This window comes from Clostridium sediminicola, assembly GCF_050402865.1.
GTDB classification, from domain to species: domain Bacteria; phylum Bacillota; class Clostridia; order Clostridiales; family Clostridiaceae; genus Clostridium_AF; species Clostridium_AF sediminicola.
Window position 1 is genome coordinate 537,726 of sequence record NZ_BAABMF010000001.1, and the last position, 22,357, is coordinate 560,082.

Genomic DNA, 22,357 nt, shown 5'->3' on the forward strand with positions numbered 1-22,357 from the left:
TTATATTATTCGTATTTATAGGTACTTATATAAGTTTCTATTTTTTTATTATATTCATCAACAATTAATTTTAATATCTCATTTTCAGTAGAATATTTAGTACCGTCCAATGATGAAATTGGCAGAACCTTTGGAGAAGTCCCTGAAATAAACATTGCATCTAATTTGTATAAATCTTTTAAATTAATAGCTTTTTCAATAATAGTAATATTATTTTCTTTACAAAGCTCATAGATAATCTCTCTAGTTATTCCTTTCAAAACTTTCTCTTTTGGTGATGTTATTACTGTCTCTCCCTGTATCATAAATATATTAGATTTACTTCCTTCTAAAATACTACCGTTATCATCTACTAAAACTAACTCATAGACTCCTTTAGTATCTCTTATTTGCTGTGTGATTTTTTTATAGTTACCTTTGACTAGTTTTGCATTAGGATTTTCTCTATTAAAATTAAAACTAACTGTAGAAACACCTTTCTTATAATTTTCTTTAGTTGGATATTGGTGCTTAATAAAATATAAAAACATGTTGTTATTTCCATCTAAATTACAAACCAGCTTCATATTACCTGTATAAACTTCATTTGAATTACAGAGTTCTTTAACTAAGACTTTTAGTTTTTCTAGAGTCATACTAATGTCTTTATTAATCAATTTAAAACTATTTTCTAATCTAGTATAATGCTTTTCAATAAACAATGGGATACCGTCAATAATTCTAAATACTTCATATATTGAATTTTCCTTTAGAACTAAACCATCATCAAAAGATTCAACTAATTTCAAATCGCTGTTTTCTATATAAAATTTCTTTATACATTCGCTCACAAAAACTTCCCCCTATTTCCAAGAAAGAATCTTTATTTCATCGTGCCCCTTTTTATAATTGATTAAATAAGGATTCCCAACTAATTTTAACAACGGCAAATCTGATAAAGAATCTGAGAACATATAGGAGTTTTCAAAATCTACTTCTATATTTTCTTTTTTTAAAACTTCTTTTAATCTTTTTACCTTCTCTTCACCTTTACAGTTTTCACCATGTATTGAATAACAAAAGTTTTCATACCTTAACCTTGTTCCAATTATCATATCTACTTCTTTTATGTTATACAACTCATTTAAATAAGTCTCAGGTGACGCTGATATCAAATAAATTAAACATCCCTCTTTTTTCAATTTCTTTATAGTATCAATTGCATCTTTGTATAAAATCTCACTTAATCTTTCATGATAAAAACCCTTCATTATTTCTGATAAATCTTCTTCGTGAATACCTTTTAAAAAACGAATAAAATTGTCTTTAGCTCTTTTTTCATCAAAATACTTTAGCACATATAATAATGCTGAACCTAAGCTAACAGGGATATATCTTATAAGCTTTCTATCTTTTTTTATCATATACTTAAATAATTCGTATAAAGTTTCACTTTTTGTCAATGTATAATCAACATCAAATATTGCGAGTTTTTCCATAATATCCTCCGAAAATTCTTTATTCTTCTTCTACTAGTTTTTCGTAATAAAGAGATGCTTCTTTAAATTCCTTTTCTTCAGGAATTACTAGTTCAGCTTCATCATCATCTCCCATTACCTTGAATAAATACACAGTATTATTTTCTTTATTCTTTACTAAAGCATATTCATTTGATTTAAACAAAAATCCATCAACTATTTCACATGGAATCATTCTTCCATCAATATCTTCTATCTCAATTTCAATAATATCTGAATTTGTTTCCACTTCATTAAATTTTTCTTTCATATGCTACGTCCTCCTAGTTTAATATAATTCTTTCTATTAACAATAAAAAAAATCAAATTTTTTATAACTTAACTATATATTATATTCTACCAATTATCCTCTAAAAATAAAAGCCCTTATGAAAAAGAGTATGCTAAAAGCATACTCTCTTATATTAGAAGTTTCTTTTTAAATTTTTTATTGCTTTTCTCCAATTTATATCCATTCTATTAAGTGAATGCCTTGTTTTTTTTATAATATTTTTAATGGTATCCAAAGCTATTCAACCCCTTTCATTATTATATTTTATGTTATTATTTAAGAATTTAAACTAGTAAGTTTATACCATAGTTATTCTATTTTAATTGCGAATTACTTTTTAGATATCAACATTATTTTAAAACATAGCCAAAATTAAAAAGACTTCTCATTCGAGAAGTCTTTTAACTATATTATTTATCTGCTAATTTCTTATAAGTTTCATATCTTTCTTTAGCATCTTTTTCAGTTTTAGCGAAGAATTCTTCTGCTAATTCTGGACGAACTTTTTGAAGAGAAGCGTATCTAACTTCACCAAGTAAGAAGTCTTTGAATCCTTCTTTTGGTTCTTTAGAATCTAGTATAAATGGATTCTTACCAGCATCTTTTAATTCAGGATTGAATCTATATAAATGCCAGTATCCAACATCAACTGCTTTCTTCTGTTCTAATTGGCTACATCCCATACCAGCTTTAATTCCATGAGAAATACATGGAGCATAACCGATAATTAAAGATGGACCTGGATAAGCTTCTGCTTCTTTAATAGCTTTAAGTGTTTGATTTTTATCAGAACCCATTGCTATTTGAGCAACATATACATATCCATAACTCATAGCCATCATACCAAGATCTTTCTTCTTAGTTCTTTTACCTGCAGCAGCAAATTTTGCAATTGCAGAGAATGGAGTAGCTTTTGAAGCCTGACCACCAGTATTAGAGTAAATCTCAGTATCAAATACAAATACATTAACATCGTCACCTGATGCAAGAACATGGTCTAATCCACCATAACCGATATCATAAGCCCATCCGTCTCCACCAAATATCCATTGAGATCTCTTAACTAAATAGTCAGCTCTTTCAGATAATTCAGCAACAACAGAATTTGCTTTTTCTGCTTCAATTAATGGTAATAATTTAGCAGCAGCAACTTTTGACTCTTCTCCTAATGCTTTAACTTCTTTCCACTCTTTTAAAGCAGTTTTTAATTCATCACTTATAGCTTCTTCTTGAGCTTTATCAGCAAGAATAGCTAATCTTTCTCTAACTTGTTCAGCACCTACGAACATACCATAACCATATTCTGCGTTATCTTCAAATAAAGAGTTAGCCCAAGCTGGTCCTTTACCTTCAGCATTAACAGTATATGGAGTTGTAGGAGCAGATCCACCCCAAATTGATGAACAACCTGTAGCATTAGCTATCATCATTCTATCACCAAATAATTGAGTAATTAATTTAGCATATGGAGTTTCTCCACATCCAGCACAAGCACCAGAGAACTCAAACAACGGTAATTCAAACTGACTACCTTTAACTGTATTCTTGTTCATTGGATTAGCTTTTTGTTTTTCTTGACCATAAGCATAAACAGCTTGTTGATCCATTTGTGTAGCTATTGGTTCCATAACTAATGCTTTATTCTTAGCAGGACATACCTCAACACAGTTTCCACAACCAGTACAATCTAGTGAACTAACAGTCATAGTATATAATAATTTTTCTTCTGATTTTATGCCTTTAGCTTCAACATATTTTATTCCTGCTGGTGCATTATCAACCTCTTCTTGAGTAAGAAGAACTGGTCTTAATACAGCATGAGGACATACATATGAACATTGGTTACATTGAATACAATTTTCCTCTAACCATTCTGGAACATTTACAGCAATACCTCTTTTTTCATGAGCCGCAGTTCCTGGTGGGAATGATCCATCTTCTCTACCAGCAAAAGCACTTACAGGTAAAGAATCACCTTTTTGTGAATTAACAGGTAAGCAAACGTCTTTGAAGAATTCTGGAAGTTCTAAGTCACCATTAGCTTCAGAAACAGCATCTGCCCAAGCAGCTGGAACATCAATTTTCACAACTGACTCTATTCCTTTATCTATAGCTGCATTATTCATGTTAACAACTTTTTCACCTTTTTTACCATATGATTTAACAACAGCTTCTTTTAAGAATCTAACAGCATCTTCTATAGGGATAATGTTAGTTAATTTAAAGAATGCAGATTGCATTATCATATTAATTCTTCCACCAAGACCAATTTCTGATGCAATTTTAATAGCATCTAATGTGTAGAAATTGATGTTATGGTCAGCTATATATTTCTTTAAGTTTGCAGGTAACTTTTCTTCTACTTCTTCTGGAGTCCAGATAGTATTCAATAAGAAAGTTCCGCCATCTCTTAATCCCTCTAAAATATCATATTTATCAACATATGATTGGTTATGACAAGCTACAAAGTGAGGTGTTTGAATCAAGTATGGAGAATTTGTATGGTTTTTACCAAATCTCAAGTGAGAAACTGTAATTCCTCCAGACTTCTTAGAATCATATGAAAAATATCCTTGAGCATACATATCTGTATGGTCACCAATAATTTTAATTGCACTTTTGTTAGCTCCAACTGTACCATCTGAACCCAATCCCCAGAACTTACATGCAGTAGTTCCTTCTTTGATTACATCGATACCTGGAACGAATCCAACAGATGTGTTAGTAACATCATCTTCAATACCAACAGTAAATCCATTCTTAGGAGAATCTGATTTCAAGTTTTCTATAACTGCAGCTACATGACCTGGAGTAAATTCTTTAGAACCTAATCCATATCTTCCACCAACAATTACAGGAGTTCTATCTGATTCATAGAATGCAGCTCTTACGTCTAAGTATAGAGGTTCTCCGATTGCTCCTGGCTCTTTTGTTCTATCTAATACAGCAATTTTCTTAACTGTGCTTGGTATAGCATCTAAGAATTTTTCTGTAACAAATGGTCTATAAAGACGAACTTTTAATAAACCAACTTTTTCACCTTTAGAATTTAAATAATTAACTGTTTCTTCTATAGCATCACAGCCAGAACCCATAGCAACTAAAACATATTCTGCATCTTCTGCACCAACATAGTTAAATAATTGATAGTTTCTACCTGTTAATTTATTTATTTCACCCATATATTCTTCAACAATTGCTGGAAGAGCATCATAGAATTTATTGATAGATTCTTTAGCTTGGAAGAAAATATCTGGGTTTTGAGCAGTACCTCTTGTTACTGGATGTTCAGGATTCATTGCATTGTCTCTGAACGCTTTAACAGCATCCATATCAACAATTTTCGCTAAATCATTATAATCTAAAGCTTCAATCTTTTGAATTTCGTGTGAAGTTCTAAATCCATCAAAGAAATGTACAAATGGAACTTTACTTTTGATTGTAGCTAAGTGAGCAACAGCTCCTAAATCCATAGCTTCTTGTACTCCATTTGAAGATAAGAAAGCAAAACCAGTTTGTCTAGCAGCCATTACATCAGAGTGATCTCCAAAGATTGATAATGCATGAGCAGCAAGGGCTCTAGCACTTACATGGAAAACACTAGGTAATAATTCACCTGCTATTTTGTACATATTTGGTACCATAAGTAATAATCCTTGTGATGCTGTGTATGTAGTTGTTAATGCTCCTGCTTGTAAAGATCCGTGCACTGCACCTGATGCTCCACCTTCTGATTGCATCTCAACAACCTTTACAGTTTGACCGAAAATGTTTTTAACTCCTTGAGCTGCCCATTCATCTACATGCTCAGCCATTGGAGATGATGGAGTTATTGGGAATATTGCAGCAACATCTGTAAATGCATAAGAAACATATGAAGCAGCAGTATTACCATCCATAGTTTTCATTTTACTCATCGTGTATACCTTCTTTCTATAAAATTTGCCTGCTTATAAGCAAGTTCGTAACAACTTTGATTAAACAATTTTAGTGTAACCAAAATAAATACAATTATCCAAATAGACTTGAAAACAGTTTTTCAACAAACAAATCATAATAAATAACATTTCAATTTATGAAAGTAAAGTTACAAATTGCTTGTTAATTTATTATCAAGTATAATTTAGATTTAATTTAGCTACTTGCCATAAAAAAGCAATTATCATATATAATTATAACAATACAATCATATTTTGTCTTTATAAAAGGAAGATTATCTCTGCAAATTCGTAATTATCATAATTGTTCGAATTTTCTGACTTTATGTCTATTCTATTTTTTATGTACTTTTATATAAAATCTATAAAAAGAGAATTGACTTTCTTTTTTATTTATATAGTGGATATCTGTTACATATTTTTTTAACTTTTTCACTAACTACATCTAAGTTATCGGTTCTATGTTCAATTGTATAATTAATTAAATAAGCAATTTCCTTCATTTCTTCTTCTTTAAATCCCCTAGTTGTAACTGCAGGTGTACCAATTCTAATACCACTTGTTACAAAAGGACTTCTTTTTTCAAATGGTATAGTATTTTTATTTACAGTAATACCTACTGAGTCTAATAAAGCTTCTGCTTCCTTACCTGTAATATCTTTACTACTTAAGTCAATAAGTAAAAGATGGTTGTCAGTCCCTCCAGAAACAAGTCTAAAGCCATATTCTATTAACTCTTCAGCTAAAACATTTGCATTCTTCTTTACTTGTATAATATAATCTTTGTATTCTTTTGTTAGAGCTTCACCAAAACAAACAGCTTTTGCAGCAATAACATGCATTAATGGACCTCCTTGAATACCTGGGAAAATTGCTTTATCTATTGCTTTTGCGTACTCTTCTTTACACATTATTGCGCCTCCACGAGGTCCTCTTAATGTTTTATGTGTTGTAGTAGTTACAAAATCTGCGTATTCTATTGGTGAAGGATGCTCTCCAGTTGCAACTAACCCTGCAATATGAGCTATATCAACCATTAAGTATGCTCCAATTTCATCACATATTTTTCTAAGTTTCTTAAAATCAATTGTTCGTGGATAAGCACTTGCACCAGCAACAATCATTTTAGGTTTATATTCTAATGCTAAATCACTTAAATTATCATAATCAATTTTCTCATCTTCTTCTTTAACACCATATGAAACAAAGTTATATAGTAATCCAGAAAAATTCACTTTGCTTCCATGAGTAAGATGTCCTCCATGAGTTAAATCCATTCCTAATATTGTGTCACCTGGTTGAAGCATTGCAGTATAAACAGCCATATTTGCTTGAGATCCTGAATGTGGTTGAACATTTACATGTTCTGCTCCAAATAACTCTTTCATCCTTTTTCTAGCCAAATTTTCTGCCTTATCTACTTCCACACATCCACCATAGTATCTTTTACCCGGATATCCTTCAGCATATTTGTTTGTTAAAGTAGAACCCATAGCTTCCATTACAGCTTTACTTGTAAAATTTTCAGATGCAATTAACTCAATATTCTCATTCTGTCGTCTTTCTTCTGCATTAATTATTTCGTACATTTCTTTATCATTTTGCATTAAATTTTCAAAATTCATAAAATCACCCCTAGTTCCCTTTTTTTGATTAAGTAATATTATATATTTATTTGTAAATAATATCAATAATTTATTACGCACTTTTTTCTATAAAGCTATATTTCTAGATATTATAGATAAATAATTATACATGCTATTTATAAATTGCGAAGAAGTTGGAAATTTATAGTGACAAGTTACAAGTGATAAGTGACAAGTTGTGGATACCTTTCGCAAGCGAAAGCTTTTAATTAAATAAAAGAAAAAACAAGAAGTATCTATTTCCAACTTCTTGTGTAAACCTAGCTTTTATTTTTATTTTAGAAACATTGTTATTGTATTAACCAATTGTTCTACTTCTTCTCCTCTTTCTTCTTTTACATCTGATAGAAGACAATTTTCCGCATAATTTTGAAGAATCAATGTTCCAACTTTATTTACTGCTGCTCTTACTGCCGCAACTTGTACTAAAATGTCTTTACAACAAACTTCATTATCCAACATTCTCTCGATACCTTTAACCTGGCCTTCTATTCTCCTCAATCTGTTTTGAATACTTTTATTTAGATTTGTATTATCTTCCATTTTTATCCCACCATCTAGAAATCTAATTTTTTCAATACTTGTTAAATTACCCCTAAACGTATTTTAGTCCTATTAAAATCACACATATCTATTTTAATTTGAAGTTTTTTAACTTTATAAAACAAAACAATGAGCTCCCACTTTACCGTATAAGAAGTTATAGTTGATCCTGTCTCTCAACAGGTGGGTATCTTCCTGTCAATTTCAAGTTCTCAGTTAAGAGTATCATTCCATAAACAGAGAAAGATTCCCTAATAAAAAGTGTTGGGTCAATATATACTTACTATACAAATAAAGCAGGAACAAAACTTCTTAATTATATTATACTACATTTTATAAAAAATATTTAAGGATAAACAGTAATTATTCTTTTGTTTCTGCAATAACCTTGATTCCAAGCTCTCCTAATTGTTTTTCATCAGCTACATTTGGTGCTTCAGTCAATGGACAGAATGCATTTTGATTCTTAGGGAATGCTATAACATCCTTAATGTTTTCTGTTCCTGCTAAAAACATGACCATTCTATCTAATCCATAAGCAAGTCCGCCATGTGGTGGTGGACCGAATTTAAATGCATCTAGTAAGAATCCAAATCTTTCCCAAGCACTTTCTTTAGTGAACCCTAAAACATTAAACATTTTTTCTTGAAGTTCAGTATCATGAATTCTTATACTTCCTCCACCTAATTCTTCTCCGTTAAGGACAATATCATAAGCTTTAGCTCTAACTTTTCCTGGATCAGTTACTAGTAATTCCAAATCTTCCTCAAAAGGCATTGTAAATGGATGATGTTCTGCTTGGTATCTATCCTCTTCTTCATTATAAGATACTAATGGGAATTCTGTAACCCATACAAATTCAAATTTAGAATTGTCAATTAAATCTAATTTCTTTGCTACTTCTAATCTTAGAGCACCTAAAGATTGAAAAACAACACTGTCAGTATCTGCAACTATAAGAATCAAGTCTCCAACTTCTGCTCCTGTTTCAGATAAAACTCCATTTAATTCTTCTTCACTAAGGAACTTAGAAATTGGTGATTTTATTTCATCTTCTTTGTATGCTATCCAAGCTAACCCTTTAGCTTTGTATGTTTTAACAAATTTAGTTAATTTATCAAGTTGTTTTCTACCCATAGAAGCTGCATTAGGTACCTTAATACATCTAACACTTCCGCCACCCTCTAATGCAGATTTAAATACTACAAATTCACTACTCTTCAAAGGCTCAGATATATCAACTATTTCTAAACCAAACCTTAAATCCGGTTTATCAGATCCATACTTATTCATCGCTTCAACATAAGGCATTCTTCTAATAGGAGTAGGCACATCTACATTAATTACTTCTTTGAAAACTCTTTTTAATAATTTTTCATTTAACTCAATAACATCATCTAAGTCAACGAAAGACATTTCCATATCGATTTGAGTAAATTCTGGTTGTCTATTAGCTCTTAAATCTTCATCTCTAAAGCATTTAGCTATCTGGAAATACTTATCAAATCCCGAAACCATTAAAAGTTGTTTGAATAGCTGCGGAGATTGAGGTAGAGCATAAAACATCCCCGGATAATTTCTACTAGGTACTAAATAGTCTCTAGCTCCTTCAGGAGTACTTTTAGTGAGCATTGGAGTATCAAGTTCTAAGAATCCATTTTCATCCAAGAAATCTCTTACTACCTTAGCACATTTATGTCTTATTTTAAATATATTTTGCATATCTGGTCTTCTTAAATCTAGATATCTATATTTTAATCTAATACTTTCATCAGTATCAAGGTTCTCTTTGATTAAAATAGGAGGCGTTTCTGATTTAGATAATATTTTAATATCCTTACCTAGTAACTCAACTTTACCAGTTGGGATATTATTATTAGGTGATTGTCTTAATACTAAATCTCCTGTGATAGTTACGCAGTACTCAGATTTTAATAAATCCGCTTTTTTAAATGCTTCGCTTTCAATTTCCTCCCCAAATACTACTTGCAATATTCCTGTTGTATCTCTTAAATCAACAAAAACCAATCCACCTAAATTTCTTTTTCTCTGAACCCACCCCATAACCGTGTAACTTTTATCAATATGGCTTTCTCTTACTTCACCACACATTATAGTTCGCTTTGAATTATTTAATGATTCTCCCATAATATTTCCTCACTTTCGCATATGTTATTTAAATTCAATAAAATTTAATTATAAAGCTTTTCTAATTTACCTATCTTTACTTTAATTTTTTCTTCTATTCGAGAAATGTATTCCCTAACATCTTTTAAATTAGCAACTCTATCAATCCTATCTTCCTCCAAATGGACGATTTTAGTTACTGCGTCAGCACCAAGAGCAATAATTGTTTGCTTTTCTTCAATTATTTGAATATTATAAATACCCTCTTTGCCTATTTTAGAATACCCTAAATTCTCCATATTGCCAACCATATTTTTTTGTCTATATAAATAATATGGGTGCATACTTAATTCATTAGAAAGAGTTCTTGTCAAATCAAACATCTGATTTAAATTATTTTGTTCTTCTAATTTGAATTTACCATTTAATAAATTCTCATGTAATTTTGAAGCTCTCTTTATAGACATTCCATGAACAGTTATATTATCAGGATTCAATTTTTTAATTTCATTCACCGTTTTTTTCACATGTTCTATTTTTTCACCTGGAAGTCCAATAATTAAATCCATATTAATATTAGAAAATCCACATTTTCTAGCAAGATGAAATTTTTCAATCACATCTTTAGTATTATGATTTCTTCCAATTTTCTTTAAAGTTTCATCATTCATAGTTTGTGGGTTTATACTTATCCTATTAACTCCATATTTTTTCATAATTAAAAGTTTTTCTTCCGTTATGCTATCAGGTCTTCCACACTCTACATTAAATTCTTGAATATTTTTATTTTGAATAAAACTCACAAATATCTTATCCATTAAATAAGAAAAGTTTTCTTCATCTACTGATGTTGGAGTTCCCCCTCCAAAATAAACATTTTGAATTTTTAAATTTTTATCACTAATAAATTTTGATATCTCATCAATTTCTCTCATCAAAGCTTCAATATAAGGATTAACCAGTTTTTTGCATTTAGCTATTGGATTAGATGTAAAAGAGCAATAAGTACACCTTGTAGGACAAAATGGCATTCCTATATAAATACTAATATTATTCTGTTCTTTATTCACAATATTTTTTTCTATTAAAGCGGTTTCATAGCAAAGTTCAGCCTTTTCTAAACTAGTGAGATACTTATCCATAAAAATTTTTATTATAGTTTCTTTATCCTTGTAATTATTAATTATCTTATGAATTTGCTTCGTAGGCCTAATTCCCGATAGAATTCCCCATGGTAGAATTTTCTCACTTTTCATTTTTAAATATTCAAAAAGCACTCTTTTTAATTCTTCTTTTTCATTTTCTTCATTGAGAAAATATTCAACTTCCATATTTTCTTCCAAATAAATTTCTAATTTACCCTTATGGATTATGAATTTATAATAATAGTCCTTATCAGTAAATTCAATTTTTTCAAATTGATAGTACATATTTAATATTTGATATATTGCGAACCGATAATTCATATCATTTAATGCAACTTTTATCATATTATTACCTTTCTATCTCTAATAACGCTTTTCATTTTTTATTAAAGTATTTGGTCCGTGACCTGGCATTACCTTTGTATTTTCAGGCAAAACAAGTAATTTGTTTCTAATACTATTCATTAGTGTATTATAGTCACCGCCTGGTAAATCCCATCTTCCCATAGATGAATAGAATAAAGTATCTCCTGCAAACAATAAATCATTTGTTAAGAAGCACATGCCTCCAGCTGAGTGTCCAGGTGTAGAAATACATTTAATAACACTACTACCCAAATAGATTTCATCCCCATCATTAATAAACCTTTCAGGCTTTTGAGAATTAATTTTTCCAAACACATCTGCGTTTGTTTCAATCATATCATAATCTTTTTTATTCATTAATAAAGGAACTTGATAATTTGATAATAAATCATCTACAGCCCCAGTATGATCATAATGTCCGTGGGTTAATAAAATATATTTTACATTAATACCATTTTTATCTATCCACTCTGATATTTTTAAAGCATCAGCGCCCGGATCTATTATTACCCCTTCTTTTGAATCTGTGTCAATTACAATATAGCAATTTTCTTGCATATACCCTACTTCAATTTTCTCAAAATCTATACTCATAATATCGCTCCTTAAAATATTCTTTTACTATCTACCAAAAGAGTAACTGGACCATCATTATTTATTTCTACATCCATATCAGCTCCAAAAACACCTGTAGAAACATTTTCAACTTCACTCTTGCATAATTTTACAAATTCCTCATAAAGAACTTTAGATTTATCTCCAGAAAGTGCATTACTAAAAGAAGGTCTTCTACCTTTTCTGCAATCTCCATATAATGTGAATTGTGAGATAATTATTATATCACCATTTATATCCTTTAACGATTTATTAAGTTTACCATTTTCATCCTCAAATATACGTAAATTCAAGATTTTATCTTTCATATATTCTATATCTTCATTTCCATCATCGATAGAAATTCCTAACAAAACGTTTAACCCATAACCAATTTTGCCAACAATATTTCCTTCCACCTTAACACTAGAGCTTCTCACTCTTTGAACTACAGCTCTCAAAATTCCACCCCCTCTAAATTAAAGTCTATAGACTAAGTTAATTCTTAGTTCTATAGACTGCAATTACACCATTAATATGCTTCAGTTGTTTTATTACTTCTTTTAATCTTTGAATATCTGAAATTCGAATTTTTAAACTTACAACAGCAATATTGTTTTTTAAAGTCTTTGCATTCATAGCATTCATAGATAATTTCTTATTAACTACAACTTCCATAACTTCTGAAATCAAGCCTGGTCTGTCATCTGCTTTTACTTCAATTTCCGCAATATAATCCAATTTAAAAGATTCTGTATTTTCCCATTCAACTTCAATCATTCTACTACTATCAGTAAAAATTAGATTATTGACATTAACACAGTCTTTTCTATGTACAGAAACCCCTCTTCCCTTTGTAATATAACCAATAATATCGTCTCCTGGAACAGGATTACAACACTTGGCAAAGCGTATTAGTACATTATCAATTCCTTTGACTATTACACCAGGAGATTTCTTTTTCTTTCTCGGTACTTTTGAGTCTTTAATTAATTGTTCTTTTAAAGCTTCAATATCAATTTTCTCTTTTTTGTTAGAGTAACCTATGATTTTTGAAATTGCTGTAGGTGCTAACATATTACCGTTTCCTACCGATACAAAAACTTCTTCTAAATCCTTTAAATTATATCTCTTTAAAAATTTTTCAAAAGGCTTTCCCTTTGTAAGTTCACTTAGATGGTGTCCTTGTTTTTTAGCCTCTTTTTCTAATAACTCTCTACCTTTATCCAAAGTTTCATCTTTCTGTTGCTTCTTGAACCAAGCTCTTATTTTACTTTTTGCTTGATTCGACTTAGTTATATTTAACCAGTCTTTACTTGGACCTTTAGTAGCAGAGCCTGTAGATATCTCAACTATCTCACCAGTTTTCAAATGATAATCCAAAGGTACTATTTTCCCGTTTACTTTTGCCCCAACGCATTTATGCCCAACATCAGTGTGAATTCTATACGCAAAATCTATTGGAGTTGAATGATATGGCAAATTAATTACCTTCCCTTTAGGCGTAAACACAAAAACTTCATCTGAAAACATATCAATTTTAAAATCTTCCATAAACTCTTCTGGATTAGAAGTTTCTCTTTGCCATTCTAAGACTTCTCTTAGCCAGGAAAGTTTTTGTTCATATTCTTTGTCTCCTTCTGAACCTTCTTTGTACTTCCAATGTGCTGCTATTCCATACTCTGATGTTTTATGCATATCAAAGGTTCTAATCTGAATTTCAAAAGGCTTCCCATGTGGTCCAATAACAGTAGTATGTAATGATTGATACATATTAGGCTTAGGCATAGCAATATAATCTTTAAATCTACCTGGAATTGGTTTATACATCGTATGAACAATACCTAACGCAGCATAACAATCTTTTATATCATCCACAAGAATTCTAATAGCTGTTAAATCAAAAATTTCTTCAATCTTTTTATCTTTCACTACCATTTTTCGGTAGATACTATAAAAATGTTTCGGTCTTCCGTCTATTTCAGGATTAATTCCTGCACAATTCAATTTTTCTAACAACTCATTTTTTATTGCAGAGATGTACATTTCTCTTTCTTCTCTCTTTTCTGCAATTAATTTAACAAGTGTATAATACTCTGAAGCATGCATATATCTTAATGATAGATCTTCTAATTCCCATTTAATCTTGGATATTCCAAGTCTATGGGCAAGAGGAGCATAAATATCGAGAGTCTCCTTTGCTTTTTCCTTTTGCTTTTTTTCAGACATGAATTTTAAAGTACGCATATTATGAAGTCTATCTGCTAATTTAATAAGGATTACTCTTATATCTTTTGTCATAGCGAATAACATTTTTCTTACATTTTCAGCCTGTCTTTCCTCTTTTGTTTGATACTTAATTTTACTTAATTTTGTAACCCCTTCAACCAGAATAGCAACTTGAGAGTTAAATAGTTCTTCAATATCTCCAAACGTATACTCTGTATCTTCAATGACATCATGAAGTAGACTAGCAGCAATTACGTTTTCATCTAAACCCATCTCTGCTAGAATAATTGCTACATTTAAAGGGTGTATAATATAAGGCTCACCCGATTCTCTCATTTGACTAATATGAGCTTTTTTTGCAAGCTCATATGCCCTTTTTATAAATTCCTTATCAACATTTGTACAATTTTTGTCTATAGCATTATATAACTCATATATCATTCAATTCTCTCCAAAATCAAAAGCTGGTCTCAACCACCAGCTTTTATTTTTTTATAATATTATATAATACAGTGTTGTTTTTTGCAATACAAATAAAGACAACTAGTATATAAATATCGACATAATGCGTGTAATCATCGATTCAAAACACATTATAAAAAAACCCTCAAGTTAAAGAACTTAAAGGCCCAAATCACTAAATATTATATTGAATTAAAGACTTCACATCGTAATTAGAAAGTTTATCTCTTCCCTTTAAATCAGTTAATTCGATCAAAAAACTAAGAGTTACTACTTCTCCACCAATTTTTTCTACTAATTTTGCAGCAGATGAAATTGTTCCTCCAGTTGCTAAAAGATCATCAAGTATTGCAACTCTTTCACCAGGTTTTATAGCATCTTTATGTATTTCAAGTATATCTGTTCCATATTCCAAATCATATTCAACAGAGACTGTTTCACTAGGTAACTTACCTTTTTTTCGAACAGGAACAAAACCTATCCCTAACTTATAAGCAACAGGAGCTCCAAATAAAAACCCTCTAGCTTCAGGACCTAATATAACATCAATACTTTTATCTTTTAAATAATCTGCCATTTCATCTATACACTGTCTAAATGCTTCTCCATCTTGCAATACTGTAGATATGTCTTTAAAACTTATTCCGTCCTTTGGAAAATCTTCGATTATTCTGATTTTATCTTTTAAATTCACTATTCTTCCTCCAATTTCAAAATTTATCTTGAAAACAAATATGAATAAATTATTTTATTGAATTAATATTCAAAAACAATTATTTTTTTATTATTTTCTTTAGACTTATTTATTAAATATTTAGAAATTCTTTCAGCTCTCTCTTTATCTAATGTAGTAAGTAATTCTACAACAATCTTAGCATCATCCATTCTACCTAAAACATTTAATTTAGGCATAAATACGTCAGAAAATACCTTTAAGGTACCGACATCCACCTTATCAATATTAAGTTTCATCTTGATGGCATTTAGACCATAATTATTGGATTTAGAAAGTGCTTCAATGCCTAAATCAACCATTATTTTATTTTCACCACTAATTACTGCACCTGATGAAACAATACCAATAGCAACTAAATCTAGATATTTTGTTACGCAACTAATATGGTAATATCCAGCAATTGCTTGAGCAATTTTAAAGGATATACCTGCAGCACACAAATTCTTAAATGGATAGTCACAATCTTTTTGATTAGGATTGATAATCATTGTTTCAGTTGGCAATATATCAGACTTTCTATAATCAGATATTATCAAATCAATACCTAAATTTCTACACAAAAAAATCTCCTCAGAAGAATCAATACCGCAACCTAACGTGACAATAACTTTTGCTCCAAGGTATTTAACATGGCTTTCAATAAATTCTGTATTAAATTGTCTAGAAGATGTTTTATCTGGAATGTAATATTCTACATCTGCATTTAAATACTTTAGAATAAGCAATAAAATAGAAGTACTTATTATACCATCCACATCAGAACTGCCATATAAAACAATCTTTTCTCTTTCATTAACTGCCTTAATAATTCTTGCTAAAGCTTTATTTATCCCTTTTAAAAGTAATGGATTATGAAAGCTTTTAATATCATATTTGTTTAAATTTAATCTGTCCATAAGTAATCCCCCGAATGCAAGGAAGTATAATCATTATAATTTAATTTAACAATAATTACAATGATTTTGAAGTAATTTTTTTAACTAATTTAGTATAACTAAAATTTTTAATGGATTACTCAACAAAATAAAAAGCCTGAATCAATTCAGACTTTTTACAGGTAATTTATTTTTTCTTCTTATTATTCAACAAAACCCAAACAGGGCTTGCAATGAAAATAGAAGAATAAGATCCTGATAAAACTCCTATAATTAATGGGAATGTGAAATCTCTAACTGCAGGAACCAATACATATACTGCTACAATAGTAAACAAAGTAGTAACAGTAGTATTAATTGATCTTGACAATGTTTGATTAACACTTGAATTTGCAATTTCAGCAACTTCTTTACCTTTCATACTCTTCTTGTTTTCTCTAATTCTGTCGAAAATAACTATGGTATCATTTATAGAATAACCTAAAATAGTTAACATCGCAGCAATAAACGGAGTATTTATAGGTATTCCAAATATTGTATAAACACTTAATGTTATTAAAACGTCATGGGTTAAAGCTACTATAGCAGCTAATCCAAAATTAAGTTCAAATCTAATAGCTATGTAAACTAACATTGCAAAAGTTGCAATTACTAAAGCCATTAAAGCTTTTTGTTTCAATTCTTTTCCTATAGAAGGTCCAACGTTCTCTTGTTTAATTAATGCATCATCTTTTAAATTAAATTCGTCTTTTATCTCATTAAACATTTCACTTGCAATATTTTGATCCATTGCACTACTTTTTATCTCTATTTGAGTATTATTTGCAGTATTTGAAGTGGCAACCTCATCATACTTAACAATAATTTTATCAATCTTAGCTTTATCCTCAATTGATATTTTTTCACCTAATTCTATAGACACTACAGTTCCACCATTGAAATCTATACCAAAGTTAAACCCATTCACAAAGGAAAAGATTACACCAATAGCTATTACTAGTAGCGAAATAGAGAACCATATCTTTGTTCTTTCAACTATCTTTAGCATATTTTTACCCCCTTCTCACTCCAAAATGAGTTTTGCTATTTATAAGTCCCATATTTACCCCAAGCTTTATAAGCATTCTTGTTATAATTAGGGCAGTAAAAATACTTAAAACTATACCAATCATCAATGTAAGAGCAAAACCTTTTACTGCACCTGAACCAAATGAATACAGAACAATACCGGCAATAATAGTAGTTATATTTGAATCTAGAATTGATGATAATGCTCTATGAAATCCAGAATCAACAGCATTCCCGATAGTCTTACCTAATTTCAATTCTTCTTTTATTCTTTCAAAAATCAACACATTTGCATCAACAGCCATTCCTACAGTAAGAAGGAATCCAGCTATTCCAGATAATGTTAATGTAGCTTCTATGTTAGAAAATGTTCCTAATATTAAAACAACATAAAGCACTAAAGCAATATCCGCCATTAATCCAGCTGTTCTATAGTATAATATCATAAAAATAAACACTACACTTATTCCTATTAATCCAGCTTTCGTACTAAGCGGAAGAGCATTTGCTCCTAAAGTAGCACCAACAGTTTTATATTCTATCGCTTTTAACGTAACAGGAAGCGCACCTGATTTAATTATGCTTGCTTTTCTTGCTGCATCATCTAGACTTGCACTACCTTCAATTATAGCTTTACCATCGCTTATTTTACTATTAACTACTGGATCAGTCAATAGCTCTCCATCCATATAAATTTCTATCTTTTGTCCTAAAAATTTATCTGTAGCATCTGCGAATTTTTTTGCGCCTTCTTCATTAAATTCCATCCCTACAATAGGTTGATTATATTGATTTAAATATGCAGTTGAGTCTTTAACATCTTTACCAGTTAATAGTACATTTCCTTCTGGATCTTTAAATTCTAGCAATCCTGTTTTACCTATATTTTCCAATACTTTTTTAGCATCGAACTCGCCTGGAATTTCAATCCTAACTCTTTTATCCCCTTCTTGCATAACTGATGTTTCTTTAACACCTTCCGGGTTAACTCTCATTGAAAGAAGTTCGATAGTTCTTGCCATAGTTTCAGCATCAACTTTATCAGCTTGAATTTCTTCAAGAACTGATATACCACCTTGTAAATCCAAACCTCTTTTTATTGATTGAGTAAAAGGCTTTACTTCATAACCAAAAATATTTTTAAAACCTATAGCTCCTGAAAAAGCATACAGTCCTATCAAAGCTACTACAATTATAAATTTTATAGAACTGGAAACTTTAATATTATTCTTCCTTTTTGGATTACCCATTTTTCTCCTCCTTTGTCACTCTAATTAGCTTAATCATGAATTAATTATATTCTTTTTATATAATACAGTCAACAACTTCCATTACTTGTTTTCGTCTAAAGATTTTGCTTTAAGTGCTATGGCACATTCAATTCTTTTCTTTTGAAGCTGACAACCAATTTTATAAGGTTTTTTCATATCACTATTAAAATTAAAGTTATTAGCTTGGCACCCTCCGCTACAATAAAATCTTGCCCAACATTCCCTACATTCAGGCTTATTATATAAATGTGCTTTCTTAAATTCATCTGAAATCTCAGTATTTAGTTCATTTTTTTCATCAAATATTGAACCCATTAAAAATTTATTATTACCTACAAATTGATGACATGGATACACATCGCCCTCTGGTGTAACTGAAACGTACTCATGTCCAGCTCCACAACCTGAAATTCTTTTATACGCACAAGGGCCTCCTTGAAGATCTATATTAAAATGATAGAAATTAAAACTATTACCATTTTTCATTCTATTTAACATCTCAAGATAAAGTTTATCATAGTTGTCAAATAATTCTTCAATGTCTTCTTCTTTTATTGCAAGTTCGTGTTCATCTGGTAACACTACTGGCTCAATTGATATTTCTTTAAACCCTTCTTTACTTAAAAACAGTACATCATTATAAAAATCCAAATTTTCATGTGTAAATGTACCTCTTACATAATGGGTTTTATCTTTGTCTCTCTCATGTACCATTTGTTTAATTTTTGGCATTATCGAATCAAAACTGCCTTTACCTTCACAATTGATTCTAACTTTATCATTTATTTCTTTTCTTCCATCAATACTTAAAACAATATTTTCCATCTCATCATTTAAATATTTAATTATATCCTGATTTAATAGAGTAGCGTTAGTAGTCATTGTAAATCTAATGTTTTTGCGATATTCTTTTTCAACTGTTCTTGCGTAGGTAATTATTTCTTTAATCTCTTCCATTGCCATCAAAGGTTCTCCGCCAAACAAATCTATTTCAATATTAGTTCTAGGCCCAGAATGTTTTATAACAAAATCAATAGCTTTTTTACCTACTTCAACACTCATCACTTTTCTTTTACCATGGTACTTACCTTCGTCTGCAAAACAATATTTACACCTTAAGTTGCAGTCGTGTGTAATATTCAAACATAGTGCTTTTATAAAATTAGGTGATTTTTCATAAGATTTTGCAATATCCTCGTATAATTCTTTAGAATACAACATTCCCTCTTCTATTAGTTCTTTGATTTCTGAATAAGCTTCATTTAATACTTCTTGAGAGTACTTATCTTTATATACTTCAAGTAACTCATCTAGCGACTTCAAACCTTCATCACTTAGAATATCATAAACAAGCTCATCTACAATGTGCACCGCCCCTGTATTAACATCAAGGATAAAGTATTCTCCACACTGTGAAAATTTATGTATTAATGCCATTAATTTATTTCCCCCTTAACGAATTTAAAGCAGTAACCAAAGTTACTGCTTAAGAACGAAGTTAAAATATTACTTTTCGCAAGCTAAGTTAGCTACTGTGCACGAAGTTTTACAAGCAGATTGACAAGAATTAGCACATTCTTTACATCCTGGCTTTTTCAAACTTTCTTTGATATTTGGTTTATTAACAGTTTTAATATGTTTCACTACAATTCCTCCATTTCATAATTCGTATTTTAAATTATACCATATTTAAAAATTAATATAAAGTCTTTTTGCTAGTCCATATTTACTCCTAGCATACCTGAAAACATTCCAACTGCAAGAGATAGAAGTATTCTCAATAAACCATAGTAAGAAATCCCAAAATCTCTACCATTAATTGAAGAAATAATATAAATAGCTAACATATAGATTAATGCTACTATAAGACCATTTATCCACCCTTTACTTTTAATTCTCTTAACAGCATAGATTGCTCCATACATAATACCCAGAGCAGTAATAACAACTATAAATACTGAAGTAACTATCTCTTTCACATCAATATAAGCACACAAGATTGAATATATTAAAATCAAAAATAAAGTAAGAAAAAATCCTCTTAATACTCCTTCTCCTATGTAAATAAAGTCTCTTTTTTTCATAAATACACCTCCTATCCATAAATAAATATGATGATAGAAGGCGATTTATGACTTATTATTCTTGAGATTCTACACTTTGAGTTATAGAAGCAATACCATTTTTTTGAACTTTTATTCTTGCTCTATCTGGCCCAGATTCAAGAATTATGAATTCCTCTTCTAATTTGATTATTTTACCAACAATGCCTCCTCTTGTTAATATCTCATCATTAACATTTAGTGATTCTAACATTGATTGATATTTCTTTCTTCTTTTCTTCTCTGGTAAAAATAAAACTAAATAGAATACTGCCAAAAGCGCAATCATTGGTAAATACGCCATTAACTGTTGCATGTTCTCACCTCCTTAAGCTCTCCCATTCCACTGGATTAATTTTTCTTTTTTAAATGCTTCAAATCTATTCTCCTCAATAGCAATTCTAATATCTGCCATTAATTTGTTATAAAAATGTAGATTATGTAATACACACAATCTCATAGCAAGCAATTCTTTAGCTTTAAACAAATGTCTTATATAAGCTCTTGTATAGTTTTTACAAGCCGGACACTGGCAGCCTTCATCAATTGGTCTATCATCTAGTTCAAATTTTGCATTAAATAAATTAATTTTTCCGTCCTTAGTAAACACATGACCATGTCTTCCATTTCTTGCAGGTAGTACACAATCAAAAAAATCTACCCCTCTAGAAACCGCCTCAAGGATGTTTGAAGGCAATCCAACACCCATTAGGTATCTAGGCTTATCATGTGGTAAAAATGGAGCAACAGCTTCAATAACTCTATACATTTCTTCATGAGTTTCGCCTACTGCTAATCCTCCAATAGCATATCCATCCAAATCCAGTTGAGATATCTTCTTTGCATGTTCAATTCTTATATCTTCATAAACTCCACCTTGATTTATACCAAATAGCATTTGTTTTTTGTTTATAGTATCTTCTTTAGAATTCAACCTTTGCATTTCCTTCTTACATCTTTCCAACCAACGTGTTGTTCTGTCTACTGAATCAATTACATACTTCCTTGGTGAAGGATTTGGAATACATTCATCAAAAGCCATAGCAATAGTCGACGCTAAATTGCTTTGTATTTGCATGCTCTCCTCAGGTCCCATAAATATTTTCCTACCATCAATATGAGAGTTGAAATACACACCTTCCTCTTTTATCTTTCTCATTTTAGATAAAGAGAAAACTTGAAAACCACCTGAATCTGTTAAAATTGGTCTATCCCAATTCATAAATTTGTGTAACCCGCCAAGTTTTTTAATCACTTCATCTCCTGGCCTTAAATGTAAATGATATGTATTTGATAATTCAACAAGGCAACCAATATCTTTTAAATCTATTGTTGAGACAGCACCTTTAATAGCTGCTAGAGTCCCTACATTTTGAAAAACAGGTGTCTGTACAGTTCCATGAGGAGTAACAAATTCTCCTCTTCTAGCTTCGCCTTCTTTATTTAAAAGTTTAAACAATTCTATTC

20 protein-coding genes and 1 other RNA gene are annotated in these 22,357 nt (G+C 30.2%); all 21 read right to left on the bottom strand.

Annotated elements, in window-relative coordinates; all coding sequences use genetic code 11:
• Nucleotides 1-5: 5 nt before the first annotated feature.
• On the bottom strand, nucleotides 6-830 hold the full coding sequence (locus tag ACQ3F0_RS02665) for an aminotransferase class IV (protein ID WP_428863480.1): 825 nt from the start codon (nucleotides 828-830) through the stop codon (nucleotides 6-8).
• 12 nt (nucleotides 831-842) lie between these two features.
• Nucleotides 843-1,478: an HAD-IB family hydrolase gene (locus ACQ3F0_RS02670; protein WP_428863481.1), complete on the bottom strand. Its 636-nt coding sequence runs from the start codon at nucleotides 1,476-1,478 to the stop codon at nucleotides 843-845.
• Between the two features lie 19 nt (nucleotides 1,479-1,497).
• Nucleotides 1,498-1,767 carry a DUF1292 domain-containing protein gene (locus tag ACQ3F0_RS02675; protein WP_428863482.1) on the bottom strand — a complete coding sequence of 90 codons (270 nt, stop codon included), beginning with the start codon at nucleotides 1,765-1,767 and terminating at the stop codon, nucleotides 1,498-1,500.
• A gap of 431 nt (nucleotides 1,768-2,198) precedes the next feature.
• Nucleotides 2,199-5,705: a pyruvate:ferredoxin (flavodoxin) oxidoreductase gene (nifJ, locus tag ACQ3F0_RS02680; RefSeq protein WP_428863483.1), complete on the bottom strand. Its 3,507-nt coding sequence runs from the start codon at nucleotides 5,703-5,705 to the stop codon at nucleotides 2,199-2,201.
• A 410-nt stretch (nucleotides 5,706-6,115) separates the two neighbouring features.
• Nucleotides 6,116-7,351: a serine hydroxymethyltransferase gene (locus tag ACQ3F0_RS02685; RefSeq protein WP_428863484.1), complete on the bottom strand. Its 1,236-nt coding sequence runs from the start codon at nucleotides 7,349-7,351 to the stop codon at nucleotides 6,116-6,118.
• A gap of 294 nt (nucleotides 7,352-7,645) precedes the next feature.
• Entirely contained in the window at nucleotides 7,646-7,915 is a 270-nt protein-coding gene (locus ACQ3F0_RS02690) for a metal-sensitive transcriptional regulator (protein WP_428863485.1), read from the bottom strand.
• 130 nt (nucleotides 7,916-8,045) lie between these two features.
• A non-coding RNA gene (gene ssrS, locus ACQ3F0_RS02695) (6S RNA) lies at nucleotides 8,046-8,221 on the bottom strand.
• A 57-nt stretch (nucleotides 8,222-8,278) separates the two neighbouring features.
• Nucleotides 8,279-10,063: an aspartate--tRNA ligase gene (aspS, locus tag ACQ3F0_RS02700; RefSeq protein WP_428863486.1), complete on the bottom strand. Its 1,785-nt coding sequence runs from the start codon at nucleotides 10,061-10,063 to the stop codon at nucleotides 8,279-8,281.
• A gap of 44 nt (nucleotides 10,064-10,107) precedes the next feature.
• A complete protein-coding gene (locus ACQ3F0_RS02705) occupies nucleotides 10,108-11,532 on the bottom strand; it encodes a coproporphyrinogen III oxidase (RefSeq protein ID WP_428863487.1) in 1,425 nt (474 codons plus the stop codon).
• 18 nt (nucleotides 11,533-11,550) lie between these two features.
• Nucleotides 11,551-12,147, bottom strand: coding sequence for an MBL fold metallo-hydrolase (locus ACQ3F0_RS02710; protein WP_428863488.1), 597 nt, complete (start codon nucleotides 12,145-12,147; stop codon nucleotides 11,551-11,553).
• An 11-nt stretch (nucleotides 12,148-12,158) separates the two neighbouring features.
• Nucleotides 12,159-12,608 carry a D-aminoacyl-tRNA deacylase gene (dtd, locus tag ACQ3F0_RS02715; protein WP_428863489.1) on the bottom strand — a complete coding sequence of 150 codons (450 nt, stop codon included), beginning with the start codon at nucleotides 12,606-12,608 and terminating at the stop codon, nucleotides 12,159-12,161.
• Between the two features lie 37 nt (nucleotides 12,609-12,645).
• The gene (locus tag ACQ3F0_RS02720) at nucleotides 12,646-14,817 is read right to left on the bottom strand and encodes a RelA/SpoT family protein (RefSeq protein WP_428863490.1); all 2,172 of its coding nucleotides are present in this window, start codon (nucleotides 14,815-14,817) and stop codon (nucleotides 12,646-12,648) included.
• A 196-nt stretch (nucleotides 14,818-15,013) separates the two neighbouring features.
• Nucleotides 15,014-15,532, bottom strand: coding sequence for an adenine phosphoribosyltransferase (locus ACQ3F0_RS02725; protein ID WP_428863491.1), 519 nt, complete (start codon nucleotides 15,530-15,532; stop codon nucleotides 15,014-15,016).
• Between the two features lie 62 nt (nucleotides 15,533-15,594).
• A complete protein-coding gene (locus ACQ3F0_RS02730; protein ID WP_428863492.1) occupies nucleotides 15,595-16,470 on the bottom strand; it encodes a DHH family phosphoesterase in 876 nt (291 codons plus the stop codon).
• A gap of 166 nt (nucleotides 16,471-16,636) precedes the next feature.
• Nucleotides 16,637-17,497 carry a protein translocase subunit SecF gene (gene secF / locus ACQ3F0_RS02735; RefSeq protein ID WP_428863493.1) on the bottom strand — a complete coding sequence of 287 codons (861 nt, stop codon included), beginning with the start codon at nucleotides 17,495-17,497 and terminating at the stop codon, nucleotides 16,637-16,639.
• Nucleotides 17,498-17,501: 4 nt separating this feature from the next.
• Nucleotides 17,502-18,767 carry a protein translocase subunit SecD gene (secD, locus tag ACQ3F0_RS02740; protein WP_428863494.1) on the bottom strand — a complete coding sequence of 422 codons (1,266 nt, stop codon included), beginning with the start codon at nucleotides 18,765-18,767 and terminating at the stop codon, nucleotides 17,502-17,504.
• 81 nt (nucleotides 18,768-18,848) lie between these two features.
• Nucleotides 18,849-20,225 carry a thioether cross-link-forming SCIFF peptide maturase gene (scfB, locus tag ACQ3F0_RS02745; RefSeq protein ID WP_428863495.1) on the bottom strand — a complete coding sequence of 459 codons (1,377 nt, stop codon included), beginning with the start codon at nucleotides 20,223-20,225 and terminating at the stop codon, nucleotides 18,849-18,851.
• A 69-nt stretch (nucleotides 20,226-20,294) separates the two neighbouring features.
• Entirely contained in the window at nucleotides 20,295-20,432 is a 138-nt protein-coding gene (gene scfA, locus ACQ3F0_RS02750) for a six-cysteine ranthipeptide SCIFF (RefSeq protein WP_428863496.1), read from the bottom strand.
• A 71-nt stretch (nucleotides 20,433-20,503) separates the two neighbouring features.
• Nucleotides 20,504-20,872, bottom strand: a complete 369-nt coding sequence (locus tag ACQ3F0_RS02755; RefSeq protein WP_428863497.1) for a TIGR04086 family membrane protein — start codon at nucleotides 20,870-20,872, stop codon at nucleotides 20,504-20,506.
• Between the two features lie 55 nt (nucleotides 20,873-20,927).
• Nucleotides 20,928-21,206 carry a preprotein translocase subunit YajC gene (gene yajC, locus ACQ3F0_RS02760; RefSeq protein ID WP_428863498.1) on the bottom strand — a complete coding sequence of 93 codons (279 nt, stop codon included), beginning with the start codon at nucleotides 21,204-21,206 and terminating at the stop codon, nucleotides 20,928-20,930.
• Nucleotides 21,207-21,218: 12 nt separating this feature from the next.
• On the bottom strand, nucleotides 21,219-22,349 hold the full coding sequence (tgt, locus tag ACQ3F0_RS02765; protein ID WP_428863499.1) for a tRNA guanosine(34) transglycosylase Tgt: 1,131 nt from the start codon (nucleotides 22,347-22,349) through the stop codon (nucleotides 21,219-21,221).
• Nucleotides 22,350-22,357 lie beyond the last annotated feature (8 nt).